25 protein-coding genes, 1 tRNA gene and 1 pseudogene are annotated in these 26,649 nt (G+C 67.3%); 15 read left to right on the forward strand and 12 right to left on the reverse strand.

The annotated features are described in order from the left end of the window. The first annotated feature begins 51 nt into the window (after window positions 1-51). Window positions 52-255 carry a hypothetical protein gene (locus CLG85_RS11365; protein ID WP_260348907.1) on the forward strand — a complete coding sequence of 68 codons (204 nt, stop codon included), beginning with the start codon at window positions 52-54 and terminating at the stop codon, window positions 253-255. A gap of 139 nt (window positions 256-394) precedes the next feature. Here CLG85_RS11365 and CLG85_RS11370 read toward each other — a convergent pair whose 3' ends face one another. Further along, window positions 395-2,842 carry an ATP-dependent helicase gene (locus tag CLG85_RS11370; protein ID WP_095883996.1) on the reverse strand — a complete coding sequence of 816 codons (2,448 nt, stop codon included), beginning with the start codon at window positions 2,840-2,842 and terminating at the stop codon, window positions 395-397. Between the two features lie 219 nt (window positions 2,843-3,061). On the opposite strand from CLG85_RS11370, the gene CLG85_RS11375 reads away from it, so the two are divergent. The 4 genes from CLG85_RS11375 (at window position 3,062) to CLG85_RS11390 (ending at window position 9,349) form a co-directional block, all read left to right on the forward strand. Next, window positions 3,062-6,505, forward strand: coding sequence for a pyruvate carboxylase (locus tag CLG85_RS11375; protein ID WP_260348908.1), 3,444 nt, complete (start codon window positions 3,062-3,064; stop codon window positions 6,503-6,505). Between the two features lie 234 nt (window positions 6,506-6,739). Continuing rightward, window positions 6,740-8,278 carry an ATP-dependent DNA helicase gene (locus tag CLG85_RS11380; RefSeq protein ID WP_095883673.1) on the forward strand — a complete coding sequence of 513 codons (1,539 nt, stop codon included), beginning with the start codon at window positions 6,740-6,742 and terminating at the stop codon, window positions 8,276-8,278. Window positions 8,279-8,411: 133 nt separating this feature from the next. Next, window positions 8,412-8,858: a MaoC family dehydratase gene (locus tag CLG85_RS11385; RefSeq protein ID WP_095883674.1), complete on the forward strand. Its 447-nt coding sequence runs from the start codon at window positions 8,412-8,414 to the stop codon at window positions 8,856-8,858. Window positions 8,859-8,932: 74 nt separating this feature from the next. After that, window positions 8,933-9,349 carry a PaaI family thioesterase gene (locus tag CLG85_RS11390; protein ID WP_224847342.1) on the forward strand — a complete coding sequence of 139 codons (417 nt, stop codon included), beginning with the start codon at window positions 8,933-8,935 and terminating at the stop codon, window positions 9,347-9,349. Window positions 9,350-9,361: 12 nt separating this feature from the next. Here the strand turns inward: CLG85_RS11390 and CLG85_RS11395 are convergent, their stop codons facing one another. Next, the gene (locus CLG85_RS11395) at window positions 9,362-9,964 is read right to left on the reverse strand and encodes a flavin reductase family protein (RefSeq protein ID WP_095883675.1); all 603 of its coding nucleotides are present in this window, start codon (window positions 9,962-9,964) and stop codon (window positions 9,362-9,364) included. A gap of 91 nt (window positions 9,965-10,055) precedes the next feature. On the opposite strand from CLG85_RS11395, the gene CLG85_RS11400 reads away from it, so the two are divergent. Both CLG85_RS11400 and CLG85_RS11405 read left to right on the forward strand, forming a co-directional pair. After that, on the forward strand, window positions 10,056-10,532 hold the full coding sequence (locus CLG85_RS11400; RefSeq protein ID WP_375796914.1) for a GNAT family N-acetyltransferase: 477 nt from the start codon (window positions 10,056-10,058) through the stop codon (window positions 10,530-10,532). A gap of 50 nt (window positions 10,533-10,582) precedes the next feature. Further along, window positions 10,583-11,347 (forward strand): EcsC family protein, encoded by a 765-nt coding sequence (locus tag CLG85_RS11405; RefSeq protein ID WP_095883676.1) that lies wholly within the window; start codon window positions 10,583-10,585, stop codon window positions 11,345-11,347. Window positions 11,348-11,570: 223 nt separating this feature from the next. Here the strand turns inward: CLG85_RS11405 and ptsP are convergent, their stop codons facing one another. The 7 genes from ptsP to CLG85_RS11440 all read right to left on the reverse strand — a co-directional run bounded on the left by ptsP (window position 11,571) and on the right by CLG85_RS11440 (window position 18,707). Continuing rightward, the gene (gene ptsP, locus CLG85_RS11410) at window positions 11,571-13,820 is read right to left on the reverse strand and encodes a phosphoenolpyruvate--protein phosphotransferase (RefSeq protein WP_095883683.1); all 2,250 of its coding nucleotides are present in this window, start codon (window positions 13,818-13,820) and stop codon (window positions 11,571-11,573) included. 304 nt (window positions 13,821-14,124) lie between these two features. After that, the gene (locus CLG85_RS11415) at window positions 14,125-15,384 is read right to left on the reverse strand and encodes an aspartate kinase (RefSeq protein WP_095883677.1); all 1,260 of its coding nucleotides are present in this window, start codon (window positions 15,382-15,384) and stop codon (window positions 14,125-14,127) included. Window positions 15,385-15,597: 213 nt separating this feature from the next. Beyond that, window positions 15,598-16,242 carry an SDR family NAD(P)-dependent oxidoreductase gene (locus CLG85_RS11420; protein ID WP_095883678.1) on the reverse strand — a complete coding sequence of 215 codons (645 nt, stop codon included), beginning with the start codon at window positions 16,240-16,242 and terminating at the stop codon, window positions 15,598-15,600. 10 nt (window positions 16,243-16,252) lie between these two features. Beyond that, the gene (locus CLG85_RS11425) at window positions 16,253-16,702 is read right to left on the reverse strand and encodes a DUF1178 family protein (protein ID WP_095883679.1); all 450 of its coding nucleotides are present in this window, start codon (window positions 16,700-16,702) and stop codon (window positions 16,253-16,255) included. 60 nt (window positions 16,703-16,762) lie between these two features. Then, entirely contained in the window at window positions 16,763-17,230 is a 468-nt protein-coding gene (locus CLG85_RS11430) for an NUDIX hydrolase (RefSeq protein WP_095883680.1), read from the reverse strand. A 34-nt stretch (window positions 17,231-17,264) separates the two neighbouring features. Beyond that, entirely contained in the window at window positions 17,265-18,479 is a 1,215-nt protein-coding gene (locus CLG85_RS11435) for a 3-deoxy-D-manno-octulosonic acid transferase (protein ID WP_260348909.1), read from the reverse strand. Between the two features lie 144 nt (window positions 18,480-18,623). Further along, window positions 18,624-18,707: transfer RNA gene (locus CLG85_RS11440), tRNA-Tyr, on the reverse strand. A 153-nt stretch (window positions 18,708-18,860) separates the two neighbouring features. Between CLG85_RS11440 and rlmB the strand changes: the two are divergent. From rlmB to CLG85_RS11470, 6 genes and pseudogenes are all read left to right on the forward strand, one after another. Next, window positions 18,861-19,641: pseudogene (gene rlmB / locus CLG85_RS11445) on the forward strand (23S rRNA (guanosine(2251)-2'-O)-methyltransferase RlmB). 48 nt (window positions 19,642-19,689) lie between these two features. Next, the gene (locus tag CLG85_RS11450) at window positions 19,690-20,010 is read left to right on the forward strand and encodes a hypothetical protein (RefSeq protein WP_095883605.1); all 321 of its coding nucleotides are present in this window, start codon (window positions 19,690-19,692) and stop codon (window positions 20,008-20,010) included. A gap of 108 nt (window positions 20,011-20,118) precedes the next feature. Beyond that, the gene (gene ribB, locus CLG85_RS11455) at window positions 20,119-21,240 is read left to right on the forward strand and encodes a 3,4-dihydroxy-2-butanone-4-phosphate synthase (RefSeq protein WP_095883606.1); all 1,122 of its coding nucleotides are present in this window, start codon (window positions 20,119-20,121) and stop codon (window positions 21,238-21,240) included. A gap of 2 nt (window positions 21,241-21,242) precedes the next feature. After that, window positions 21,243-21,794 (forward strand): 6,7-dimethyl-8-ribityllumazine synthase, encoded by a 552-nt coding sequence (locus CLG85_RS11460; RefSeq protein ID WP_095883607.1) that lies wholly within the window; start codon window positions 21,243-21,245, stop codon window positions 21,792-21,794. Continuing rightward, window positions 21,791-22,273, forward strand: coding sequence for a transcription antitermination factor NusB (gene nusB, locus CLG85_RS11465; RefSeq protein WP_095883608.1), 483 nt, complete (start codon window positions 21,791-21,793; stop codon window positions 22,271-22,273). The genes CLG85_RS11460 and nusB overlap by 4 nt, the downstream gene beginning before the upstream one ends. Before the next feature lie 256 nt (window positions 22,274-22,529). After that, a complete protein-coding gene (locus CLG85_RS11470; RefSeq protein ID WP_095883609.1) occupies window positions 22,530-22,841 on the forward strand; it encodes a hypothetical protein in 312 nt (103 codons plus the stop codon). 335 nt (window positions 22,842-23,176) lie between these two features. Here CLG85_RS11470 and CLG85_RS11475 read toward each other — a convergent pair whose 3' ends face one another. Both CLG85_RS11475 and CLG85_RS11480 read right to left on the reverse strand, forming a co-directional pair. Further along, the gene (locus CLG85_RS11475; protein WP_095883610.1) at window positions 23,177-23,917 is read right to left on the reverse strand and encodes a COG3904 family protein; all 741 of its coding nucleotides are present in this window, start codon (window positions 23,915-23,917) and stop codon (window positions 23,177-23,179) included. Beyond that, window positions 23,914-25,257 carry a hypothetical protein gene (locus tag CLG85_RS11480; RefSeq protein WP_176476680.1) on the reverse strand — a complete coding sequence of 448 codons (1,344 nt, stop codon included), beginning with the start codon at window positions 25,255-25,257 and terminating at the stop codon, window positions 23,914-23,916. The genes CLG85_RS11475 and CLG85_RS11480 overlap by 4 nt, the downstream gene beginning before the upstream one ends. Before the next feature lie 115 nt (window positions 25,258-25,372). On the opposite strand from CLG85_RS11480, the gene CLG85_RS11485 reads away from it, so the two are divergent. Beyond that, on the forward strand, window positions 25,373-25,828 hold the full coding sequence (locus CLG85_RS11485) for an MmcB family DNA repair protein (protein WP_375796915.1): 456 nt from the start codon (window positions 25,373-25,375) through the stop codon (window positions 25,826-25,828). Window positions 25,829-25,847: 19 nt separating this feature from the next. Here the strand turns inward: CLG85_RS11485 and CLG85_RS11490 are convergent, their stop codons facing one another. Beyond that, on the reverse strand, window positions 25,848-26,036 hold the full coding sequence (locus tag CLG85_RS11490) for a DUF6324 family protein (RefSeq protein ID WP_092424081.1): 189 nt from the start codon (window positions 26,034-26,036) through the stop codon (window positions 25,848-25,850). Window positions 26,037-26,108: 72 nt separating this feature from the next. Here CLG85_RS11490 and CLG85_RS11495 point away from each other — a divergent pair, with 72 nt between their 5' ends. Further along, window positions 26,109-26,624: a GNAT family N-acetyltransferase gene (locus CLG85_RS11495; protein WP_375796916.1), complete on the forward strand. Its 516-nt coding sequence runs from the start codon at window positions 26,109-26,111 to the stop codon at window positions 26,622-26,624. Window positions 26,625-26,649: the final 25 nt, after the last annotated feature.

Genomic DNA, 26,649 nt, shown 5'->3' on the forward strand with positions numbered 1-26,649 from the left:
CCCTGATCGACGATGTACTTGATCAGGCTGTTCTGCGGCTTGAGATCGAGGATGTCCGCCGCGCAGCTGCTGCTCCGGGGGAGCGTCGCCGAGATCGCCGCGCTCGTCGACGCGCCAGCGGACCAGATCGCGGATGGCTTGGTCCGGGCGGGCTTCACCGTCGACACCGAGGACGAGACCCTTTCGGCCATCGCCGAGGCCTCGGGGCGCGACGAGGCGGCGATCCTCGCGGCGCTGGTCTCCGTAGCCCGCTGAGGATCGCCTCCGGCGGGCGTTTTGCAAAGAGAAGAGGCCCGGAGCGCGCTGCACCGGGCTTTCTTCTAGGCTCAAATATCCCGGGGGAGGCGCCGCGGCGGCGGCGGCGGGGGCGGAGCCCCCATCCAGCGCGGCAAGATCAGAAGGGCACGTCGCCCGCCGAATCCGCCGCCGCGACGAATCGCGCCACCACCTTCTTCACCCCGGCCTTCTCGAAATCGATCTCGAGCTTGTCGCCTTCGAGGCCGATGATCTCGCCGTAGCCGAATTTCTGGTGGAAGATCCGCTCGCCCATCTCGAAGGCCGAGACCGCCTGCAGGTCGATCACCGTGTTGCGACTCTCGCGCGGCTGGCTGACCGACCGGGCGCTCGACGAGCGCTCCTGCAGCCGCTTCCAGCCCGGCGAGTTGTAGACATTGGCCTCGGCTGCGCGGGTCTCCAGCCCGGAGCCGCCACCGAAGCCGCCGCTCATGCCCGCCGCTCCGTAGCCGCCGCCGTAAAGCCCGGGCGGGGTGAGAATCTCGACGTGCGCCTCGGGCAGCTCGTCAATAAAGCGCGACGGCAGGGCGGATTGCCACTGGCCGAAGACCCGGCGGTTCGCGGCGAAGGAGATGGTGCAGAGCTCCTCGGCGCGGGTGATGCCGACATAGGCGAGTCGCCGCTCCTCCTCGAGTCCCTTGAGCCCGCTCTCGTCCATCGAGCGCTGCGAGGGGAAGAGCCCGTCCTCCCAGCCCGGCAGGAAGACCGCCGGGAACTCGAGGCCCTTGGCCGCGTGCAGCGTCATGATCGAGACCTTGGCGCCGGTCTCCTCGGTCTCGTTGTCCATGATCAGCGCGACGTGCTCGAGGAAGCCCTGGAGGTTGTCGAAGCTCTCGAGCGCTTTCACCAGTTCCTTGAGGTTCTCGAGCCGTCCCGGCGAGTCGGGGTTCTTGTCGAGCTGCCACATCTCTGTGTAGCCGCTTTCATCGAGCATGGTCTCGGCCAGCTCCATGTGGCTGACTGCGCGGCTCAGCGGCTTGTCCTCGTCGATCAGCACAAGGTCGTCGTCGTCCTGCTGCACTTCCGAGGGCAGGCCGAGCTGCTGCCGGGCGATCTCGTGCCAGCGTTCGATCTGGTCGACGAAGGTGGCGAGCTTGGCCGCGCCCTTGCCGGTGATTTCCTTGTCGCGCAGCAGCAGCCGCGCGCCCACCAGCAGCGGCACGCCGTGTTCGCGCGCCTTCAGCTGGATCTTCTGCTGCGCCTTGTCGCCGAGCCCGCGCTTGGGAGTGTTGACGATGCGCTCGAAGGCAAGGTCGTCCTCGGGCGAGACCACCAGCCGGAAATAGGCCATGGCGTCGCGGATCTCGAGCCGCTCGTAGAAGCGCGGGCCGCCGATCACCCGGTAGGGCAGGCCGATGGTCAGGAAGCGGTCCTCGAAGGCGCGCATCTGGTGCGAGGCGCGCACGAGGATCGCCATGTCGTCCAGCGAGAAGGCGTGCATCCCGCGCGAGCCGCGCTGCGCAGCCTCGATCTCCTCGCCGATCCAGCGCGCCTCTTCCTCGCCGTCCCAATGGCCGATGAGGCGGACCTTTTCGCCGCCCTGCGCCTCGGTCCAGAGCTCCTTGCCGAGCCGGTTCTCGTTGCCGCGGATCACCGAGGAGGCGGCGGCGAGGATATGCGCGGTCGAGCGGTAGTTCTGTTCCAGCCGCACCACATGGGCGCCGGGGAAGTCCTTTTCGAAGCGCAGGATGTTGCCCACCTCGGCACCGCGCCAGCCGTAGATCGACTGGTCGTCGTCGCCGACGCAGCAGATGTTGGTGTGGCCCTGTGCCAGCAGCCGCAGCCAGAGGTACTGGGCGACGTTGGTATCCTGGTACTCGTCCACGAGGATGAAGCGGAACCAGCGCTGGTATTGCTCCAGCACGTCGGCGTGCTGCTGGAAGATCGTCACCACGTGCAGCAAGAGGTCGCCGAAGTCGCAGGCGTTCAGCTCGCGCAGGCGGGTCTGGTACTGGGCATAAAGCTCGGTGCCGCGGTTGTTGAAGGCCGAGGCCTCCGACGCGGGCACCCTGTCGGGCGTCCAGGCGCGGTTCTTCCAGTTGTCGATCAGCCCCGAGAGCTGCCGCGCGGGCCAGCGCTTTTCGTCGATGTTGTTGGCCGCGATCACCTGTTTCAGCAGGCGGATCTGGTCGTCGGTGTCGAGAATGGTGAAGTTGGTCTTCAGCCCGACCAGCTCGGCGTGGCGGCGCAGCAGCTTGACGCAGATCGAGTGGAAGGTGCCCATCCAGGGCATTCCCTCGACCGCATGGCCGAGAAGGCGGCCGACCCGCTCCTTCATCTCGCGCGCGGCCTTGTTGGTGAAGGTCACCGAGAGGATCTCGTTCGGCCGCGCTCGTCCCGTCGTCAGCAGGTGCGCGATGCGGGAGGTGAGCGCCTTGGTCTTGCCGGTGCCCGCTCCCGCGAGCATCAGCACAGGGCCATCGAGCCGCTCCACCGCCTCGCGCTGCGCCGGGTTGAGATCGTCGAGGTAGGGCGCGGGACGCGCCGCCATGGCCCGCTGCGACAGCGAGGCCCCCTCGAATGCATCCATGTCGTCGAAACTGCTCATGCCCCAAATCTAGCGCGCCATGTTGCATTGCGAAAGGTGCGTTCTGTTTTTGTTCATCACTTTCCTTCAGGCTTTCGGACCCGCCGCCGCCGGCACGCGAGACAGTTTGCAAAGATTTGTGGCAGTAATGCTAAGTTTGCATAGAGACCTTGCGCTGCAACGCAGCATGGCGTTCACTCCACGTCACCCGGCCCGGCAGGCCAGTGACGGAGGAAAGAAATGCCAGAGTTCCAGAAGATCCTCATCGCCAACCGTGGCGAGATCGCGATCCGCATCATGCGTGCGGCAAACGAGATGGGAAAGAAGACAGTTGCCGTCTACGCCGAAGAGGACAAGCTGGGGCTCCACCGTTTCAAGGCGGATGAGGCCTATCGCATCGGCGAGGGTCTGGGGCCGGTCGCGGCCTACCTTTCGATTCCCGAGATCATACGCGTGGCCAAGGAAAGTGGCGCCGATGCGATCCATCCGGGCTACGGTCTGCTCTCCGAGAACCCCGAATTCGTCGATGCCTGCGATGCGGCGGGGATCACCTTCATCGGCCCCAAGGCGGCGACCATGCGCGCGCTCGGCGACAAGGCCAGCGCCCGCAAGGTGGCGATGGAGGCCGGGGTGCCGGTCATCCCTGCAACCGAGGTGCTGGGTGACGATTTCGACGCCATCGCCAAGGAGGCGGCGGAGATCGGCTACCCGCTGATGCTCAAGGCGAGCTGGGGCGGCGGCGGGCGCGGGATGCGCCCGATCGAGGGGCCGAAGGAGCTGAAGGAAAAGGTGCTTGAAGGCCGGCGCGAGGCCGAGGCCGCCTTTGGCAACGGCGAGGGCTATCTCGAGAAGATGATCACCCGCGCCCGCCACGTCGAGGTGCAGATCCTCGGCGACAAGATGGGCAATATCTACCACCTCTACGAGCGCGACTGCTCGGTGCAGCGCCGCAACCAGAAGGTCGTCGAGCGCGCCCCCGCGCCGTACCTCTCGGAGGCGCAACGCGAGGAGATCTGCGAGCTCGGCCGCAAGATCTGCGCCCATGTGAACTACGAATGCGCCGGCACCGTCGAGTTCCTGATGGATATGGACAGCGGCAAGTTCTACTTCATCGAGGTCAACCCCCGCGTGCAGGTCGAGCACACCGTCACCGAGGAGGTGACCGGCATCGACATCGTGCAGGCGCAGATCATGATCGCCGAGGGCAAGAGCCTTGCCGAGGCCACCGGCAAGGCCAGCCAGTACGACATCCGCCTCACCGGTCACGCGCTGCAGACCCGGATCACCACCGAGGATCCGACCAACAACTTCATTCCCGACTACGGACGGATCACCGCCTACCGCTCGGCCACCGGCATGGGAATCCGACTCGACGGCGGCACCGCCTACGCGGGCGGGGTGATCACCCGCTATTACGACTCGTTGCTGGTCAAGGTCACCGCCAAGGCGCCGACGCCGGAGAAGGCCATCGCCCGCATGGACCGCGCGCTGCGCGAGTTCCGCATCCGCGGCGTGAGCACGAACATCGACTTCGTGATCAACCTGCTCAAGCACCCGACCTTCCTGACCAACCAGTACACCACCAAGTTCATCGACACGACGCCCGAGCTCTTCGACTTCAAGAAGCGCCGCGACCGCGGCACCAAGGTGCTGACCTACATCGCCGACATCACCGTCAACGGGCACCCCGAGGTGCAGGGACGCCCCAAGCCCCATGCCGAGCTGAAGCCTGCCCGCGCGCCCCAGTTGCGCGCCGAGACGCCGCCGCCGGGCACCCGCACGCTGCTGGAAGAGAAGGGCGCGCAGGCTGTGGCCGACTGGATGGCGGCACAGACACAGCTGCTGATTACCGACACCACCATGCGCGACGGCCACCAGTCGCTGCTGGCGACCCGCATGCGATCGCTCGACATGATCAAGGTGGCCCCGGCCTATGCGGCGAACCTGCCCGGCCTCTTCTCGGTGGAATGCTGGGGCGGCGCGACCTTCGACGTCGCCTACCGATTCTTGCAGGAATGCCCCTGGCAGCGGCTGCGCGACATCCGCGCCAAGATGCCCAACGTCCTGACGCAGATGCTGCTGCGCGCCTCCAACGGCGTCGGCTACACCAACTACCCCGACAACGTGGTGCAGAGCTTCGTCGCGCAGGCGGCCGAGAGCGGCGTCGACGTCTTCCGCGTCTTCGACTCGCTGAACTGGGTCGAGAACATGCGCGTCGCGATGGACGCGGTGATCGAGAGCGGCAAGATCTGCGAGGGCACGGTCTGCTACACCGGCGACATCCTCGATCCGGCCCGCGCCAAGTATGACCTCAAGTACTATGTCGCCATGGGCAAGGAGCTCCGGGACGCGGGCGCGCATGTGCTCGGCCTGAAGGACATGGCCGGCCTGCTGAAGCCCTCGGCCGCCGGCGCGCTGGTCAGGGCGCTGAAGGAAGAGGTCGGCCTGCCGATCCACTTCCACACCCATGACACCTCGGGCGCCGCCATCGCCACCATCATGGAAGCCTCGAAAGCGGGCGTCGATGCGGTGGATGCGGCGATGGACGCGCTCTCGGGCAACACCTCGCAGCCCACGCTCGGCTCCATCGTCGAGGCGCTGCGCCACACCGAGCGCGACACCGGGCTCGACGTGGGTGTGATCCGCGAGGTCTCGAACTACTGGGAGGCGGTGCGCGGCCAATACGCGGCGTTTGAATCGGGCATGCAGGCGCCCGCCTCCGAGGTCTACCTGCACGAAATGCCGGGCGGGCAGTTCACCAACCTCAAGGCGCAGGCGCGCTCGCTGGGGCTCGAAGAGCGCTGGCACGAGGTCGCCAAGACCTATGCCGACGTCAACATGATGTTCGGCGATATCGTCAAGGTGACCCCGTCCTCGAAGGTGGTGGGGGACATGGCGCTGATGATGGTGAGCCAGGGGCTTTCCCGCGCGCAGGTCGAGGACCCGAAAAGCGACGTCAGCTTCCCCGACTCGGTGATCGACATGATGCGCGGCAACCTCGGCCAGCCGCCGGGCGGCTTCCCCGAGGGGATCGTCAAGAAGGTGCTGAAGGGCGAGACCCCGAACACCGAGCGCCCGGGCAAGCACCTGCCGCCCGCCGATTTCGCGAAACTCCGCGCCGAGCTGCAGGCCAAGTTCGAGGACGTCGAGTTCGACGACGAGGACTTCAACGGCTACCTCATGTATCCCAAGGTCTTCACCGACTACGTGGCGCGGCACGAGGATTACGGCCCTGTCCGGGTGCTGCCGACGCTGACCTACTTCTACGGCATGCAGCCCGGAGACGAGATCACTGCCGAGATCGACCCCGGCAAGACGCTGGAGATCCGCCTCATCACCGTCGGCGACACGCAGGACGACGGCGAGGTGCGGGTGTTCTTCGAGCTCAACGGCCAGCCGCGCACCGTGCGCGTGCCCGACCGCAAGGCCAAGGCTGCGGGCGGCGCCAAACCCAAGGCCGAGCCCGGCAACCCGAACCACATCGGCGCGCCGATGCCGGGCGTCGTCGCCACCGTCGCGGTGCAGGCGGGGTTTAAGGTCAAGGAGGGCGATCTGCTCTGCACCGTCGAGGCGATGAAGATGGAGACCGGCCTTCACGCCGAGCGCGACGCCACGATCAAGGCGGTGCAGGTGCTTCCCGGCGGCCAGATCGACGCCAAGGACCTGCTCATCGAGCTGGAGTGAGGGAAGGGGGCGCTGCCCCCTCGGCGCTGCGCGCCTCACCCCCGGGATATTTAACCCTAGAAGAACTTGGGGGGGAGGGTGCGCGTCCTCCCCTTCTTCTCTTTGAAAAATACGCCCGCCGGAGGCGGTCCTGCCCGTGCCGACGGTGCTTCGGCCGGCAGAAAGCTCCGGCGGCGGCGCGGAAATGCGCGGGCCTCTCTGGTGCGCGCCGCGCGGCTTTAGTAGGGTCGCGGCATGACGGCGCCCGCGATCAGTTTCTCCGAGGATCAGGCCGAAGCCTGGGACCGCGTGGCCGAGATGCTGCGCGGCGCCGGCGTCGATCTGGATGAAGGCACCACCGAGCCCGCTCGCGAGGGGCTGTCGAAGGTCATGGCGCTGATGGGCAAAGCCGGCTCGGGCAAGACGCTGCTGCTGGCGGAGCTCAGCAAGGCGCTGCAGGAGGCGGGCTGCGAGGTGGTCTCGGGTGATTTCGAGAGCCGCAAGAAGCGCGAGAAGCGCACGCTGGCGATCCTCGCGCCGACCAACAAGGCGGCCTCGGTTCTTCGCATGCGCGGCGTGCCGGCGACCACCATCCACCGTATCCTCTATACCCCGGTTTATGATCCAGTCTACGAGCGTATCGCCGAATGGCTGATGGGCAACGAGGAACGGCCGGAGATCGACACGCTGACCCCCGAGGCGCTCGACCGCGCCTATTCAGCCTACCAGAGCCACAGCTCGGTGCCGGCGGCGCTGGCGGCGGCGGGGCTGCGCGGCAGCGATTTCATCACCGGCTGGAAGCGCCGCGAGGAACCGCTCGACATCGGCTTCGTCGACGAGGCCTCGATGCTCGACGATCGGCAGTTCGAGGATCTCCAGGAGATCTTCCCCAACCTGCTGCTCTTTGGCGATCCGGCGCAGCTGGCGCCGGTGAACCAGTCGGGGAAGATGGTCTTCGACGCGGTGCCCGAGGACCGCAAGATGGAGCTGAGCCGCATCCACCGTCAGGAGGCCTCGAGCCCGATCCTCGATCTCGCACATGCGCTGGCCGACCCGGAGGTGGATTTCTACCGTTTCGAGCGGCTGGTCGAGGAGATGGCGGCCAAGGACGACCGCGTCGTCTGGGGCCAGCGGGTCGAGGTCGACCTGATGGCGCGCTCGCCGGTGCTGGTTTGGCGCAACGCCACGCGCATCCGGCTGATCAACGCCTTCCGGGCCGTGCATGGCGCCCCGGAGACCGAGCTTTTGCCCGGCGAGCCGCTGATCTGCGATGGCATCGAGCTGCCGCTCAAGCACCGAAAGAAGCGGCTCGATCTGGAAGCGCGCGGCCTCATCAAGGGCGCGCAGGTGGTCTACCTCGGGCCGGGGAAGAAGCCCGGTTTCTCGCGGCTGCACGTCATCGGCGCCCCCGACCCGCAGGTCTCGGCCGCCTCGATCGTGAAGATCGAGAAGCCCGACGAGGAAGAGCCCTTCATCCCCTTTGCCGCCCGCATGGGAGCGACTTTCCTGCACGGCGCGGCGGTGACCATCCACAAGGCGCAGGGCTCGCAGTGGGAGAACGTGCAGGTCTTCGGCCCCGACCTTTATGCCGCCGCGCGCATGGGCCGGGTCGAGGCCGGGCAGCCGCTGTGGAAGCGGCTTGCCTATGTCGCCGTCACCCGGGCCTCGGACCGGCTCTACTGGGTGGTACGCAACCGGCTCTCGCGCCCTTCGGGGCCGCTGCGAGTGGACGACCTGGGCGGCGCGCCGGTGCCGCTCGAGCTGGAGATGCAGGGCGAGGAGGCGGCTGGCTGAGCCGCTCGCCGGACGGGCGTTCGGGATTTGCACTTGCCATCGGCAGGGGCGATCCGCCACTCTGCCTCGGGATTTCGGACAGATCGGGAGACGGGATGCAGCGCGACAGAGCACTGGACGGGGGGGGCACGTCATGCCGGCTGAGGCGATTCTCGAGATGGAGCCGAAGGTCTCGCGCTGGTTCACGCTCGACGCCGAGACCGTGGCCCGTTTCGGCGAGCTGACCGGAGATTTGAAGTTCTTCCATTCGGACCCGGAGCGCTCGGCCGATTTCCTGTTCGGTGCACCCGTCGCGCAGGGGTTCCTGACGCTCTCGCTGCTTTCGGCGATGTGCGCCGACGCGGTGCCGCCCTTTCCCGGGCAGATTGCCAACGTCAACTACGGTTTCGACCGGGTCCGCTTCGTCACCCCGGTGCCGGTGGGCTCGCGGGTGCGGGGGCATTTCACCGTCGGCGGGGTCGAGGAGGGCGACGAGCGGCTGACCGTGCATTGGGACGTGGAGATCGAGATCGAGGGGCAGGGGCGCGACCAGCCGGCGCTGGTGGCGCAATGGGTGACCTTCCTCGAGCTACGCGACTGACTGGACCGGGCGGCGCATGGCTTGACGCTGGGCGGCGCAGCGCCGAGAACGGCGCGACGCAGCAGGAGAGCCCCATGGACAAGCACAGCGCGGAGATGCCCATCACCGAAACGCCCTCTGGGTACCTGTCGCACCTCGGCATCGAGATGACCGGTTGGCGGCAGGATTTCGCGCGGTTCGAAGTGGTGCTTGGGCCGGAGCACCTCAACCGCCACGACAACCCGCATGGCGGGGTGCATGCCTCGATGCTCGACACGGCCATGGGCTACGCGGGCTGCTGGACCGGCGATCCGGACGACAGGCTGATGGCTCTGACGCTCTCGCTCAACGTCCAGTACCTGTCGCGGCCCAGGGGCGGCAGGCTCATCGTCGAGGGGGTGCGCACCGGCGGTGGCAAGAGCACCTTCTTCGCCGAGGCGACGGTCACCGATGAGACCGGAGAGCTGATCGCCAAGGGCTCGGGCGTGTTCCGCTACCGCCGCCGGGGCTGAGCCGGCGCCCGTTCACTCGCCCGGACGCTTGAGCTCGAAGACGTCGCGGATCACCGAATAGTCGCGGTAGCCGAGCCGGGTGAGCGGCTGGAATGTCGTCACGTCGAACCGCCCGTCCACAAGGCAGTCGTCGCGCATGTGCACGCCGGTGACCTCGCCGAAGACCGCGAAATTGGCGGCACCCTCGAGCTTCACGATCTGCGTCACCTTGCATTCCAGCGAGGCCGGAGCGCCGGCGACGCGCGGGCAGTCGATGGTCTCGCACTCGGCCTTCCCGATCCCTGCGAGGGCAAACTCGTCCTCGCCCGCGGGCCAGGGGCCGGAGCTGAGGTTCATCACGTCGCGCGCCGCGTATTCCACGATATTCACGCAGAAAACACCGCTCTCGCGAATCTGCGCGACGCTGTCCTTCGTGCCCTCGCGGTCCTCCTTGGCGGAGGTCGACGCGAACATCACCTGCGGCGGCACATAAGCCACGGCATTGAAAAACGAGTAGGGCGCGAGGTTGTCCCCGAGGGTGCCACGGGTCGAAATCCAGCCGATGGGCCGGGGCGTGACGATGGCGTTGAACGGGTTGTGCGGCAGGCCGTGGCCGTCTTCGGGGCGATAGAACATGCCTGTCCTCTCAGGTGTTTGCGCGACTGTCGGACCCGTGATAGGGCGGATTCGTCCGAAACGCCACGGGGAGAACGGGTCTCTGTACAGCTTGCACCAGGAACGCCCGGATGATCTCTGGGAAGTCGAGGCGCTCTATGACCTGTGCTTCGCGCCGGGTCGCGAACTCCTGTCCTCCTACCGCCTGCGCGATGGTGTGTCGCCGGTCTCCGAGCTCTGCCGGGTCGCCAAGGACGACGGCGGCAGCATCGGCGGGGCGATCCGCTACTGGCCGGTGCGCGTCGGCTCGGCGCAGCTGCTGCTGCTGGGGCCGGTCGCGGTGCATCCCACGGCGCAGGGCGAAGGGCTGGGTGCGGCCTTGATCCGCGACACGCTGGAACGGGCGCGGGCGCTGGAATGGGGCCGGGTGCTGCTGGTTGGCGACGAGCCCTATTACCGCCGCTTCGGATTTTCCAAGATCGAAGGGGTCCAGATGCCTCCGCCGACCAACCCCGAGCGGGTTCTGGCGCTGGAGCTGCACCCGGGCGCCTGGCAGGGTGTCACCGGCGAGGTCGCGCGCAAGGCTTGAATTCCCGCCGGACGAGCCGATCTCTTAGGGAAGACCCTAGGAGGCCGCCCATGACCGCACCCGTTTCCGGAACCCAGCTCGTTCCCCTCAGCATCGACGCCGAGATTGCTGCGCTGGCCCGTCGTCACCGCGCCGCGGGCGGGGTCGGGCTGCAGGTGCTCAACATCATCGGCGGCAAGGCCGAGAACCTGCTCGAGCGGCTGCCCGACCGAGTCAAGGAGCGGCTCGAAGGCACAACGGCCAAGGCCCTGGAGCTGGCGCTGAAGGCCGCCTCGGGTTCGCGCCGGGCGGTGCCCGACCAGAAGGGCTGGCTGAACACCGCGCTTGCCACCGCCATGGGCGCGGCGGGCGGGGCAGGCGGGCTGCCGACGGCCATGGCCGAGCTGCCGGTCACCGTGACCGTGCTGCTGCGGGCGATCCAGGGGATCGCGGCGGAATACGGCTTTGACCCCGAGATGCCCGAGATCAAGCGAGAATGCCTCAGCGTCTTTGCCTCGGCCGGGCCGCTCGAGGCGGATGACGGGGCGGAGCTTGGGTTCCTTGCCACCCGTGTCACGCTGACCGGCGCGACGGTCCACGGGCTGATCGGCAAGGTCGCGCCGCGGCTGGCAACCGCGATGGGTCAGAAGCTGGCGGCACAGACCGTGCCCGTGCTGGGCGCCGCAGCAGGGGCGGCGACAAATTACGCCTATACCAGCTATTACCAGCAGATGGCGCATGTGCATTTCGGCCTGCTGCGGCTCTCCGAGCAGACCGGGCGTCCGCGCGCCGAACTGGTCGCCGCGTTGCAGGAGAAGCTGGCGCTGCGCGCTTAACCACTTCGCAAGGTTAATGGTCTATCAGGTGCGCGGGGCGCGGTGAAATCCGCGCCGCAGCACCCGCGCAGAAGGCGAGGGAAGCGTCCCGTGTCAGAACGGCCGGAGATGCGCGCACGACCACTATCGCCCGGGGTGCGGGGGACCGATGCGCCGGGCGAGCCTGCTTGGCCTGACGGGCACCTGCACGGGCGCGAGGGCCCGGCGGGCGTTGAGCTCCGCCTTATCCCTGCCAGCGCATGTACTCCATGACCGCGCCGCGCACCGACTGCTCGCCGCGCTCTCGCGCGTCGCAGATCACGTCGTAAAGCGCATCAAGGTCGGTACGCATGATCAGGCTCTTCACCGGCCCGATCGAGGCCGGGCGCATCGACAGCCGGTGCAGGCCGATGGCCGCAAGGCAGATCGCCTCGATCGGCCGGCCCGCGTCCTCGCCGCAGAAGCTCAGCGGCGTGCCGGTGGCCGAGCAGCGCTGCACGATCTGCTCGAGGAAGGTGAGGAAACTGACGTTCAGCGTGTCGTAGCGCCGCCGCACCCGCTCGTTCTCGCGGTCGGCGGCAAAGAAGAACTGCTTGAGATCGTTGCCGCCGATCGAGACGAACTCGACCTCCTCGAAGAACTTGTTCGAGGCATAGGCGAGGCTCGGCGTCTCGAGCATTGTGCCGACCGAGATCTTCTCGGGGACCACGTGGCCGAGCTTGCGTTCGGTGGCGATGGCCTTGTCGACCTCGGCGCGGGCGGCGCGGAATTCTTCCCATTGCGCGACAAAGGGGAACATCAGCGTCAGCGGTCGCCCCTCGGAAGCGCGCAGCAGCGCCTGCAGTTGCATGCGCATGACGCCCGGCCGGTCGAGACCGACGCGGATCGCCCGCCAGCCGAGCGCCGGGTTGGGCTCGTCCGTGGGCTTCATGTAGGGCAGCACCTTGTCCGAGCCGATATCGAGCGTTCGGAAGATCACCGGCTTGCCGCCGGCGGCCTCGGCGGCCTCGATGACCCGCTTGTAGACAGCGACCAACTCGGTGCGCGAGGGCATCTTGTTGCGCACGAGGAACTGCAGCTCGGTGCGGAAGAGGCCCACGCCCTCGGCGCCGGAGTTCTCCAGCGAGGGCAGGTCGGCCAGCAGCCCCGCGTTCATGTAGAGGCTGATCCGCTTGCCGCAGAGCGAGACCGCGGGCTTCTGGCGGATCGAGGCGTAGCGCTCCTGCGCCTCGGCCTGCATGGCGATCTTGTCGCGGAAGGCGGTGACCACCGTATCGTCGGGGCGCAGGTGCACCACGCCCTGATCACCGTCGACCATGATGTGATCGCCGTTCAGCGCCTCTGTGGTGATGCGCGGGGCGTTGATGACCAGCGGAATTGCCAGCGCGCGGGCGACCACGGCGGCATGGCTGCCGACCGAGCCTTCCTCGAGCACGATGCCGCGGAGCTGGCGGCCATAGTCCAGCAGTTCGCCGGGGCCGATGTTGCGCGCCACGAGGATGGGATCGGCGGGCATCGAGGCGCCGGTGTCCTTGCCCTGTCCGGTGAGGATGCGCAGCAGCCGGTTCGACAGGTCGTCGAGATCGTGCAGCCGTTCGCGCAGGTAATTGTCGGCGACCTGGCTCATCCGGGCACGGGCGGCGGATTGTTCCTTTTCCACCGCCGCCTCGGCGGAAAGCCCGCGCGAGATGTCTTCTTCCATGCGTCGCCGCCAGCCCTTGGAGTTGGCGAACATGCGGTAGGCCTCGAGCACCTCGAGCTGCTCGGCGTCCTCGACCGCGCCGGCGAGCAGCTCGTCGACGCTGACGCGCAGCTGTTCGATGGCGGTTGCGAGCCGCTCCAGCTCGCGCTCTGGATCGTCGGCGACGAGATTGGTGACCATCACTCGCGGCTCGTGCAGCCAGACGTGGCCCTCGGTGGTGCCTTCCTGCCCGGTGCCGCCGCGCAGCATGGTGGGCTGGGTGTGCCGCGCCGAGAGCGCCGCCGTGTCGCCTACGAAGGCGCCGAGCTCGGTCATCTCGGCCAGCACCATGGCGACCACTTCCAGCGCGTAGACCTCGTCGGAGGTGAACTCGCGTTTCTGCTTGGTCTGCACCACCAGCACGCCCAGCGTCTCGCCGAGGCGCTGGATCGGCACGCCGAGGAAGCTGGAGTAAATCTCTTCGCCGGTCTCCGGCATGTAGCGGAAGCCGCGCTCCGAGGGGGCGTCGGCGGTGTTGACCACCTTGCCGCTGCGCGCGACCCGGCCCACGAGGCCCTCGCCCATGCGCATGCGGGTCTGGTGAACGGCCTCTTTCTTGAGGCCCTCGGTGGCGCAGAGCTCGAGCGTGTCCTCGTCGCGGAAGAGGTAGATCGAGCAGACTTCGGAGCCCATGGAATCGGCGGTCAGATGCATGATCTTGTCGAGGCGCGCCTGCCCGGCGGCATCCTCGGCCATCGTGTCCCTAAGCCGCCCCAGAAGCTTGCGGCTTTCGCTTTCCGTGCCATCCGGCATTTTCGTGCCCGTCTTCATCGTTCCGCTCTGGGATCAGCTATATGCGGTTTGCCCGGAGAAAGGAAACGGGATCAAATAGCACGGTTGAATTCCGGCGCCTCTAGACGACCATTTGCCGCGCGTTTCCGCGCCTTTGAGAAGGGATCGCCGCGGCGGGAGGGCATTTCCGGGAAGATCGTCGCGCATATCGGCGCGGAAAAGAATTGGCGGCTTTAACGAATAAAAGAAACGGCGCCCCGAGAGGCGCCGTCATACAAGATGTCTGGGGATCGCGCAGCACCAGAAGGCCCCGGCGCGGGTCCGGTCAGTCGGCCTTTTCGAGCTCGAAAGCGTCGTGGAGCGCCTGCACCGCGAGCTCCATGTACTTGCGCTCGATCAGCACGGAGATCTTGATCTCGGAGGTGGTGATGACCTGGATGTTGATGTTCTCGTCCGAGAGCACCTTGAACATCTTGGCGGCAACGCCGGCGGCCGAACGCATGCCGATGCCGACGACCGAGACCTTGGCGACCTCGGTTTCCGATTCGAGCTTGTCGAAGGTCAGCTTGCCGGCTTCCTGCGCGTCGGCCAGTGCCTTCTCGGCGCGCTTCACCTGGTTGACCGGGCAGGAGAAGGTCATGTCGGTGACGCCTCCCTCGTGACCCTTGTAGTTGGTCTCGGAGACGTTCTGCACGATCATGTCGACGTTCACGCCGGCATCGGCCAGCGTGCCGAAAATCGCGGCGGCGATGCCCGGACGGTCGGCGATGGTGACGAGGGTCATCTTGGCCTCGTCCCGCGAAAAGGCCACACCGGCCACAACTTTGGATTCCATGATATCCTCCTCGTCGCAAACGAGCGTCCCGGCGTCGTCCGACTGTTCTTCGAAGCTGGAGAGGACCCTCAGCTTCACCTTGTAACGCATGGCGAGTTCGACCGAACGGGTCTGCAGCACCTTGGCGCCCAGCGAGGCCAGCTCGAGCATTTCCTCGAAGGAGATGCGGTCGAGCTTTCGGGCCTTTTCGCAGATCCGCGGATCGGTGGTGTAGACGCCATCGACGTCGGTGTAGATGTCGCAGCGCTCGGCCTCGAAGGCGGCGGCAAAGGCGACGGCGGTGGTGTCCGAGCCGCCGCGGCCGAGCGTGGTGATGCGGCCTTCGGGGCTGATGCCCTGGAAGCCGGCGACCACGGCGACCTTCATGCCCTCGTCGAACTTGCGGTTGATGTTTTCGGTGGGGATGCCCTCGATCCGCGCGGCGCTATGCGCTGAGGTGGTCAGCAGCGGCACCTGCCAGCCCTGCCAGCTGCGCGCGGGGATATCCATTTCCTGCAGCGTCAGCGCCATCAGGCCGGCGGTCACGTTCTCGCCCGAGGAAACGACGGCGTCATATTCGCGCGCGTCGAACAGCGGCGAGGTCTCTTCGACGTAGCCGACAAGCTTGTTGGTCTCGCCCGACATGGCCGAGACGATGACGATCACGTCGTAGCCCTTGGCCACTTCAACGCCGACGCGTTTGGCCGCCCGGCGAATCCGGTCAAGCGTGGCGACGGAGGTGCCGCCGAATTTCATCACGAGAACGGGCATGGCGCCTCCCCGGCATGGTCCTTTGAATCAGCGGTGCTTTACTTGGGGGGGGCGGGGCTGCGCAAGGGGATTGCGCGCCCACCGCGAGCGATCGCTGCGTGAGCCGGAGGCATCGTGGCATTTTCGAAAAGATGAAAGCGCCGGGGCTTCGCAGTTGTTCATTCCCGCCTGTCCGAGGGTTGGGGCCCCGGGTTGCAGAGGTACGCCCGGCGCTCAATAGGCGTGCGCGCGGCCATCCCAGGTCTCGAAGCAGCCGGTGGTCTCGAGGCTCAGCGCCTCGAGCCGGTCGGCGAGCCTTTCGGCGGATTGCTCGGGGGTCAGTTCGGCGCCGCTGCCGCCCATGTCGGTGGTCACCCAGCCGGGGTGGTAGATGCCCACGGCGATGCCCTGCGGGGTCAGCGCGGCGGCGAGATTGCTGCCGAGGTTCAGCGCCGCGGCCTTGGAGGCTCGGTAGATCAGCGCGTTGCCCTTGGCCAGCGCGTTCGACCCCATCTGCGAGGAGATGATCATGATCTTCGGGGTCTCGGCCCGCGCCAGCAGCGGCAGCATCGCCTGCACCGTCAGGAATACCCCGGTGACATTGACCGCGAACATCTCGGCCCACATCTCGGGCGGGTAGCCGGTGCCCAGCGGCTCGTGCCGGTCGAAATAGACCCCGGCGTTGCAGATCAGCGCGTCGAGCGTGGTCTGCCCGAGCTGCTCGGCCAGCGCCCTCGGCGACGCCGGGTCGCTCACGTCGAGCGGCAGCAGCCCGGGGGTGTTGCGCGCCGTGCCCAGCACCTCTTGCCCGCGCGCGGTGAGAGTCTTTGCAAGCGCCGCGCCGATGCCGCGGTTCGCGCCGGTGATCAGCAGGGTCATGGGAGCTCTTTCAGTTGGATTTTCGTGTCGGCATGAAGGGCAGGGGGGCCACCGGCACACCGTCCTCGATCAGCGCCTTGGCCTCGTCGCCGCGGGTCTCTCCCCAGATCGGGCGGTGCGGAGCGTCGCCGCTGTGCATGGCGCGCGCCTCGCGGGCGAAGTCGCGGCCAACGTAGTCCGAGGTCTTCTCGACATGCTCGCGCAGGGCGCGCAGCGCCTGCTCGGCGGGCGAAGACGGCTCGGACAGGTTGTGCTTTTCCTTGGCGGGTGCGGGCGCGCTCTCGGGGCGCGCGGCGCCGCTGTTCACGCGTGGGGCCATGAGCATCTTTTCCACCTTGGGCGAGCCGCAGACGGCGCAGGCCACCATGCCCGCAGCATGCAGCTTGTCGAAGGCGCTGGCCGATTGGAACCAGCTGTCGAAGCGGTGGTCATGCGTGCATTTGAGCGAGTATTGGATCATGCGGCTGTTCCGAAATGATCTCTTTTACCTAGTCAAATTCCGCGCAGGTTCAAGCCGATGTCAGTGCTTGAGGGAATAGGGGCGGAAGCCGAGCAACAGCTTGGCCAGTTCCGGGTGTTCGACCATCTCGGCGGCGCGCTTGGGGCTGACCCAGCGCTGCTTGCGTTCGCGCCGCTCGGGGAACTTCTTGTCGAGCTCCATCACTTCGAGCGGGTAGACCAGCGCGAGATGCGGCCGGTTCGAGCTGCGCTTCTGGTAGGTGTAGCCGCCGACGCAAAGCTCGTTTACGAGCCCCTTCACCCCGGCCTCTTCCCAGGCCTCGCGCGCGGCGGCCCTGGCCGGGCTGCGGCCTTGCATCGGCCAGCCCTTGGGCAACGTCCAGCGTCTGCGGCCCCGGCTGGTGATGAGGAGGATCTGCATCTTGCCGTCGCGGACGCGATAGCAAAGCGCCGCATATTGCACGTGGGTGCGCTTGGGCAGGGTCCTGATGCCCGGTCCGCGAGAAACGATGTCCAGTGAAGCGCCCATCCTGTTGTCCTGCTCTTTTTCGAGGAGGATGCGCCTATTTGGATGCTGCGTCCATATGTTGTGTCAGTTCTGAGACAAGTTCGCCTGCCGATGCCTCCGGTTCGAGCAGCGCGCCCGCCGCGGCCCCGGCGCGCTGCTGGGACTTCTCGTCGGCCAGCGAAAGCAGCGCGGCGGCAAGGCCCGCGGCATCCTCGATGGGCAGGGCGGCACCGGCGTCGTCGAGCAGGCGGAAGGGCACCCGGAAGTTGCGCACGTCGGGGCCGTGGATCAGCGCGTCGCCAAAGGCCGCGGGTTCGTAGGGCGTATGGCCGCCGCGGTCGGTCAGCGTTCCTGCGATGAAGACGCGGCCGGCGAGGCGGTAGAAGAGCGCCATCTCGCCCAGCGTGTCGGCGAGATAGACATCGGCACCGCTCGGCGACTCGCCGAGGCTGCGGCGCGCGCAGCTCAGCCCTTGCGCGGCGGCAAGCCGGGCGATCTGCTCGGCCCGGCGCGGGTGTCGCGGAGCGAGAATCAGTCGCAGGCCGGGGTCCTGTTGCCGCGCTTCGGCATGGGCTGCGAGCACGGTCTCGTCCTCGCCCTCGTGGGTGGAGGCGGCGAGCCAGGTGCGGGCGCGGGGGAATTCGGCCTCGAGCGCGGCGTCGTGCTGCTCGGGCGGGGTGTAGAGCGCCTTGAGGTCGACCACTGGCCCCTGCGCCGCCTTGGGCAGCCCGGCGGCGACGAAGCGGTCGCGCGAGTCGGGGTCCTGCGCCGACAGGAAGGCGATGCGCCGCAGCACACGTGCCTGCAACCCGCCGAAGAGACGCCAGCCCTTGGCGGTGCTCTCGGTGAGCCGTCCGCCCAGCACCAAGACCGGACCGGGGCAGCTCAGCAGGCGGTTCGGCCAGAGCTCGGATTCCATGGTGATATGGCTGGTCACGTTCCAGCGGCGATGCATGCGCTTTGCGGCGCGCGCGAGGTCGAGTGGCGCGAGTCGCGCGCAGAGCCCCCAGCTTTGCGCCAGCGCCACACCCGACTCGGAGTTGCAGGTGACCAGCAGCTTCATCTCGGGCCGCGCGGCGCGCAGCGCTTCGATCACCGGCTTCGCCGAGGCCAGTTCGCCGTTCGAAGCGGCGTGCAGCCAGACGTGCGCACCGGGCAGCGCCTTGCCGTGGCCGAGCCGCGCGCGAATCCCGTCCCAGTCGCCCTTGAGCGCGGCGCGGCCCAGCACGACGGCCGCGAAGAGGGACAGGAGCAGGCGGTAACGCAGCATTGGCGGGACTGGGTCCTCAGGGCAGGATCGTGATATCAGAACGGCACTTAGGCCGAAGGGCCAAGCGCTGCAACACTCGGAGGCGCGGGACTGCCGCACTGCCGGAAGCTTGATATATAAGGAGATGTTTCCGAAGAGGGAAAGTGGTGGGCGACCCTGGAATCGAACCAGGCGTGCGTCTCCGCGAGGGAGTTACAGTCCCCTGCCACACCTTGCGGCCTGTCGCCCACTTTCCGCCAGTCTCTGGCGTGCGGCGCCGTATGACCGGCGTCGTGGGGCGCTGACTACAAGCACTCAAAAGGGTCGTCAACAGGAAAATATCTTGCAGCGCGTCACCGGGCGATGCAGAGACCGAAGCTCAGGAAAAAAAGGACGCGTGCCATGGTCAAGAAACCGAAATGGGTGGTCGAGAAGGAACAGTCGAAGAAGGCCAAGGCGGCCGAGACCGTCTGGCTGTTCGGCCTGCATGCGGTGCGTGATGCGCTGATGAACCCCAAGCGCGAGAAACTGCGCTTGATCTTGACTTTAAATGCTAAAACCAAGCTCGAGGACGCGCTGGAGGCCGGCGGAATCGAGCCCGAGATCCACGATCCGCGGAAGTTCGGCGCACCGCTCGACCCGCAGTCCGTGCACCAGGGCGCGGCGCTGGAGGTGAAACCGCTGAACTGGGGCCGACTCGAGGATGTCGCGCTCGGAGATGGCGATACGCCCCCCCCGTCTGGTGGTTCTCGACCGGGTGACCGATCCGCATAACGTCGGGGCAATCCTGCGCTCGGCCGAGGTTTTCGGCGCGCAGGCAGTGATCGGCACGCTGCACCATTCGGCCCCCGAGACCGGCGCGCTGGCAAAGACCGCCTCGGGCGCGCTGGAGCGCCAGCCCTACCTGCGCGAGCGCAACCTCGCCGACACCATCGTGGCGCTGCAGGGGATGGGCTACATCGTGCTCGGCCTCGACGGTGAGGCCGAGGTCAGCATCGACACGGCGATGGAAGGCAAACGCGATCGCGCCGTGGCACTGGTGCTCGGCGCCGAGGGGCCGGGGCTGCGCCAGCGCACCAAGGAGACCGTCGACCAACTGGTGAAGATCGACTTCGCGCGCGGTTTCGGCTCGCTCAACGTGTCGAACGCGGCGGCGGTGGCCCTCTACGCCGCAAGGCCCTGATCCGGGGGCGAACTTGCGGGGCGGCAGCGGCGGACCCATATCGGGGGCATGGTCCAGACGATTGCCACCTGTTGCTACTGCGGAAGCCGCGCCGCCCTCGTGCTGAACGGCACACAGCGCCATGAACTCAGCTGCGCCTCCTGCGGGGCGCCGCTGCGCCAGCTGAAGAACCTCAAGTCCGAGACCGGGCGCGGCGCCACCGGTCCCGCCCCGGCGCAGGCGAGGCCGATGCCGCATCCCTCCAAAACGCAGCGCAAGGTCGAGAAGGCCGCGCGCAAGATGGCGAAGAAGCACCTCAGGAAACGGCGCTCTCCGGCGCAGCGGGCCGCCAAGGGGATCTTCGATCTGCTCGAGGACATTTTCGACTGAGGCGGCGCGCCCTGCCATGCACAGGCTGCAGCACAGTGCCGCACAAAAACCGGCCTAGTCTTTCTTGCCCTCCTGTCTTATTTGGCGGGGGACGAAATGCGAGGCGACATGGCGGATTACGAAAACCCGGGCCCGGTTGAAGAAAACTGGAAAGACGCGATTTCCTCGGTCGAGGAGATCATCGAGGATGCCCGCAACGGGCGGATGTTCATCCTCGTCGACCACGAGGACCGCGAGAACGAGGGTGACCTCGTGATCCCGGCGCAATGGGCGACCCCCGACGCGATCAACTTCATGGCCACCCATGGCCGCGGCCTGATCTGCCTGTCGATGACCTCGAAGCGCATCGACGAGCTGGGCCTGCACCTGATGTCGGTCAACAACTCCTCGCGCCACGAGACGGCCTTCACCATCTCGATCGAGGCGCGCGAGGGCGTGACCACCGGCATCTCCGCTGCCGACCGGGCCAAGACCGTAGCCGTGGCCATCGATGCCTCGAAGGGCGCGGCCGATATCGCCACCCCGGGCCACGTCTTCCCGTTGCGCGCCAAGGACGGCGGCGTGCTGGTGCGTGCCGGCCACACCGAGGCCGCGGTGGACGTCTCGCGCCTTGCCGGTCTGAACCCCGCGGGCGTGATCTGCGAGATCATGAACGAGGACGGCACCATGTCGCGCCTTCCCGAGCTGGTGGCCTTTGCCCAGAAGCACGGGCTGAAGATCGGCACGATCTCGGATCTCATCGCCTACCGCCGCCGCCACGACAACCTTGTGCGCGTGCGCTCCGAGGAGGTGATCCGCTCCGAGTTCGGCGGCGACTGGCACATGCGCATCTACACCGACCAGTCCCATGGCGACGAGCATATCGTGCTGACCAAGGGCGATATTTCCGGCCCCGAGCCGGTGCTGGTGCGGATGCATGCGCTCGACCCGATGCTCGACATCATCGGCACCGGCCACGGCGGTCGCTCGGACGAGTTCCGCGACTCGATGCAGGCGGTGGCCGAAGAGGGGCGCGGCGTGGTCGTGCTGCTGCGTGACACCTCGATGAAGCTTGAGTTGCATGACGACGTGTCTCCGCGCACCCTGCGTCAATACGGGCTCGGCGCGCAGATTCTCTCGTCGCTCGGCCTGTCGAAGATGGTGCTGCTGACCAATTCGCCCACCCCGCGCGTCGTCGGGCTCGAGGCCTACGGGCTCGAGATCGTGGGCACCCGCAAGATCGGAGACTGACGATGGCCTCGAGCGAAACCCATTACACCCTGCCGCGCGCCGAGTTCGACAAGCCGGTGAAAATCCTCATCGTCGTCGCGCCCTACTACAAGGATATCGCCGACGAGCTGATCGCCGGCGCCATCGCCGAGATCGAGGCGGCGGGCGGCTTCCACGAGATCGTCGAAGTGCCCGGCGCGCTGGAAGTGCCGACCGCCATCGGCATCGCCGAGCGCATGTCGAACTTCGACGGCTACGTGGCGCTCGGCTGCGTGATCCGCGGCGAAACCACCCATTACGAAACCGTCTGCAACGACAGCTCGCGCGGGCTGACGCTGCTCGGCCTGCAGGGGCTCTGCATCGGCAACGGCATCCTCACCGTTGAGAACCACGAGCAGGCGCGGGTGCGTGCCGAATCGGCCGGCCAGAACAAGGGCGGCGGTGCCGCGGCTGCAGCCTTGCATCTTGTCGCGCTGGCCCGTAGGTGGGGCGGCGCCCGCAAGGGGGTGGGATTCGTGCCCGCCCAGGATGAATACCAGATCGCGGGCGCTTCCAAAGGAAAGCATAGCGCATGACGACCCCGGTCCCTCCCTCCGGCAATCAGAAACGCCGTATGAAATCCGCATCCCGGCTCTACGCCGTGCAGGCGCTCTACCAGATGGAGCTCTCCGGCACGACGGCTGAGAAGACGATGCGCGAATTCCTCGACTACCGCTTCGGCGCGGAAGTCGAAGAGGGCGTGGAGCTGGTGGACGGGGACGTCGATCTCTTCGGCAAGATCATCGGCGAGGCGGTCAACTGGCAGGCGAAGATCGACCAGATGACCGATCGCGCGCTGGTGGCGAAATGGCCGATCGACCGGATCGACCCGATCCTGCGCGCGCTGTTCCGAGCCGCGGGCGCCGAGATGATCGCGCTCGACACGCCGCCGAAAGTGGTGATCACCGAGTTCATCGACGTGGCCCGCGCCTTCTTCAACGAGGGCCGTGAGGTGCAGTTCGTGAACGCCGTGCTCGACCACATGGCGCGCGAGGCGAAGCCCGAGGCGTTCTGACGACTTGCGGGAAAGGGGGCGCTGCCCCCGCCGCGCTGCGCGCGACTCCCCCGGGATATTTGGACCTAGAAGAAAGGGCCGGTCGCGCGCGTCGTGACCGGCCCTTTTGCGCCGGTGGCCGCTGCCCTGGCGGCAGCGGGGCTTGCGTTTCGCTTCGGCATCCCTAAATCTGAATGTGACGAAGCGGAAGTTTCCGCGGGTCTTGCGCTTTGGTGCGAGTCCGCTACGCTTCATTCACCTGATGAAGGAGAGTCACATGCCGAAACTCGTCCGCCTCTACATCACCCAATGCGCGATCGGCTTCGGCCTGTCGGCAGGTTTCGTCGCGCTGCTGCTCTGGCAGAACGTCGCCAACCTGCAGCACCTGGTGACCCATAGCGACGCGGGCATGCTGGCAGTGTTTCTCCTGTGGCTGTTCAACGGCCTGGTCTTTGCCGGCGCGCAATTCGCGATGACCGTGATGCGCCTGTCTGGCGATGTCTCGCGTCCTTCGGGCGGCAAGCGCATGGCGCTCGAGCCGATGCCGGTTCGCATCCCCGTCGAGCAGAAGCCGCGCCGGCTTCTCTGAGCGGACGACCGGATGAAATGAGTCGAAGCGCCTCCTCGCGGGGCGCTTTTTTTCATGCGCGGCTCTCATGCGCGCGGTGCGGGGCGCACCGCTCATGCTGTCGATCATCTGGGGGTGGGAGCGGCGGGAACCGGTCCTTCCGTGGGGTTATCTCATTCCCGAGGACCTGTATATACAGGTGGGCGTCAGGTAACCGGACCAGGGCCCGGACAGAGCCAACTCCCTCGGAATTGCTTAAGGCCACCGGAATGCAACCATGCACGCAAAGGTCAGAACCCGCCTGAGCCGGAGATAGTGGCAGAGAGGCCCTTCGACAAGGGGTAAGCGGTGGTCTGTCAGCTTTCCGCCGTCACGAATTTGTATCGGGCCAAGTCCTCGGGCAGCAGGATGTAGATCTGGTCGGCGGGTGTGGCGAGCGCGGGGCGCAGCAGCATCGGATCGATGCCCATTTCCTCGAGGTATTCCATAACCTCGCCCTGGCCGCGCTGGATCTGCTCGACCGCGATGAAGGCGGGCAGGATCGTGCTTTCGCCGAAATAGTGCTGGTGCACGCCGACCGAGGCGCCCTCGGCAATGTCCCGGGTTGTGCCCGAGGCGAGGAGGTAGGGGCAGGCGGAGTAGCAGAACTCGCCCTTCAGCATACGCGTCTGAAGTCCCATCTGTCGAACGTGCCGTCCGATGGCAAGCGCGTCAGGCACCGAGCCGCCGGGGCTTTGCAGGACCAGCGACTCGAGTGGCGCGGCCTCGTCGAGCGCGGCGATAATCCGCTCGGCGTCGCCCTCGGCGATGGTGCCTTCGAGCCGCCATGTCGCGCCGTCGCTTCGGGTCAGCGCCAGCCGGTTGGGCAGCTTGCCGGGATCGCGCAGCGGCGAGAGCGGCGGCAGGTCGCGGTTCGGCGCAAAGGTGCGTCGCTGGTCACCGGGCTGCACCGGCTGCGACAGGCGCGGGGCGGAAGGGCCGAAGCGGGGCAGGGAAAAGTCGCTGCTGGTCAGGTCGCCCCAAACGAGGAAGGCGCCGAGCGCGATCTGCAGCACCAGCGCGCCGGTGAGGGCGCGGGCGACGGTCAGGTGCCTCATGGCGTGCGCCCGGTAAAACGGGAGACCTCGGGGGTCTCCTCCGTCGCCGGGACCGGCGCGGATGCCGGGGCAGGGGGCGCCGGGTGCAGCGTGGTCTCGACATCGCGCATGGCGTGCAGCGCGGCGCGCAGCTCGGCGAGGGTCAGCGTGTCCTCGATCTCGGCGCCCTCGCGCCCGTGGCGGATCGCACCATGGGTGACGGCGAGAATCAGCACAAGCACCGCAGGCAGCAGGTCGATGGCGATGGCCCCGGCCCAGGAGGGCACGAAATTGCGGGCGTACATGATGACCGCGTCGGCGGCGGAGACCGGCGTGTAGGTGACCTCGGCGGCGGGCTGCAGCGCCAGCACGTTCTGCGCGGCGCGCTCCAGCGTGGTCGCGCGCTGGCCGAGCACTTCCAGCACCGAGGTGATGGTCGCCGCCTGGTTGCCGCGGTCGGCGTCGCTCTGGCCGTCGAGCTCTGGTAGCACCACCGAGGCGGCCAGGTCCTGCGCGGCGCGCTCGACCAGCGGTGCGACCGAGAGCTGGCGGAGTTGCGCGATGAGGCCCTGCAGCTCCACCGCGGCCTCGGAAAATTCCACCGAGCGCGGCTCCACCGGCCCTGGCTCGACGGTCAGCGCGCGCATGCGCGACAGGATGGCGTTGCCCTGGGCGAAGGCGCTGTCGACCAGCGGCGTCTGCTCGGCGATCTGCGCCTCGAGCGCCGAGAGTTCCGCCGCCTTTTGCCGCAGCACGCGGAACACGGCGCCGCGCCCGGCGAGGCCGGAAAGCGAGCCCTGCGCCTCCTGCTCGGAAAGATCCTCGAAGCTCTGCCGCACCCGTGCCACGTCGCGCTCGAGCGACTGGCCGGTGAGCGCGATTTCATGGGTGCGCTCCAGCGCGCCCTGGTAGTCCTGCACGGTCTTGGCGAGGTGCTGCTCGACCGCAGCCGAACCCGCCAGCGCCGCGGCGTTGAGCCAGGAGGACATGGCGATGATTGCCAGCGAGCCCAGGCCCATGGCCGCCAGCAGCCCGACGCGCGACCGGGTCGAGCGCATCGCCGGGAACAGCCGCATCAGGTAGGACCAGAAGACGAAAATGCCCACCGAGACCGCCACCGAATAGGCGATGGCGGCAAAGACGGTGAAGGCGCCGCCCTCTTCGAGCAGCGACGACACCCCGAGATAGGTGTAGATGCCCGAGGCCACCGAGAGCACGCCGAGCGCCGTGCCCGAGAAGGTGTCGAGCCAGCCGAGGTGGGATTCGAGCTCGCGCGCGTGGCGGATGCCACGGGTCTTCGACTGGGCGGAGCGGGTGTCGTCGGTCTCGGCCGGCGCGGCGTCGGTCCGGGCGTCTGTCATGGGCGGGGCCTCCTGCAACCATTTGACAGGAAATAGGCGCTGCGGCGGCGCAAAAAAGAGTGAGCGGCCTGCGGCTTGTCTTTGTTCACCCATTGTTCATACTGGGTGCATGAGCATGCTGAGCGAAACACCGATGATGCCCGGCCAGGTGCTGGCGCGCGGCGTCTGCCGTCACCTGGCCAGCCTCGGCTTCGCGCCGGTCGAGGAATTCGTTCCCGAGCGCGGCCGTCGGGTCGACGTGATGGCGCTGGGGCCGAAGGGCGAAATCTGGGTGGTCGAGTGCAAGAGCAGCCGTGCCGACTTCATGTCGGACGGCAAGTGGCAAGGCTATCTGGATTGGTGTGACCGCTATTTCTGGGCGGTGGACGAGGCGTTTCCCACCGATCTGCTGCCCGAGGGCACCGGGCTGATCATCGCCGACGCCTATGACGCGGAGATCCTGCGCATGGCGCCCGAGGCGAAGCTCAGCGGCGCGCGGCGCAATGCGCTGATCCGGCGCTTTGCCACCCATGCGGCGCGGCGGCTGCACGCGTTGAGGGACCCCGAGGCGCGGCTCGACGCCTGGGGGTGATGTCAGCAGGGCAGGCGGCTCAGCGCTTGACCTTGCGCGCGGTCGCGGCGGCGGCGCGCAGCTCCTCGGCGATTTCCTCGGCTTCTTCGGGGTCGAAGTCCATCGGGATCTCGAGATCGCCGGCGTAGATGTAGAGGCGCACCATGCCCTGGTCGGTCGGGCCGATCTGCAGGTTGGCTTCGATGTCGCGTTCGGTGTTGATCCCCATGATCGTCCCCATGAAACTGGAATTGCGCGGGCTTAGACCCGTGGCGGATATATTGCAAGCGAGGGGGCCGGGATGTCCATGTTGCAGACGGCGGAGGAGACCATCGAGCTGAGGCCCTACGGTCCCGGCGACCGGGACTGGCTGGTGCGTCAGCACGCCGAGCTCTACGCCCGCGACGAGGGTTTCGACGACAGCTTCGGTCCGCTGGTGGAGAGCATCCTGCGGGATTTCGAGGCGAAGCATGACCCGGTGCGCGAAGGCGGCTGGATCGCCTGGGAGGGTGGGGATCGACTCGGCAGCATCTTCTGCGTCGATGCGGGGGCGTGCGAGGGGGAGGCGCTTGCCAAGCTGCGGCTCTTCCTGCTGCTGCCGGAGGCGCGGGGCAGGGGTCTTGGGCAGCGCCTGCTGGAAACCTGCATGGGATTCGCGCGTGACGTCGGGTACACCCGGATGACGCTCTGGACCCATGAAAGCCACCGCGCCGCCTGCGCACTCTATTTGAAAAACGGGTTTTCCCTTGTGTCCTCGGTACCTGTGACCAGCTTCGGGGTGCCGCTGGTCGAGCAGCATTGGGAGCGTGCAATTTAACTCAGGATTGGGGCTTGCAATCGAA

The organism is Alloyangia mangrovi, assembly GCF_002300555.2.
Lineage (GTDB): Bacteria > Pseudomonadota > Alphaproteobacteria > Rhodobacterales > Rhodobacteraceae > Salipiger > Salipiger mangrovi.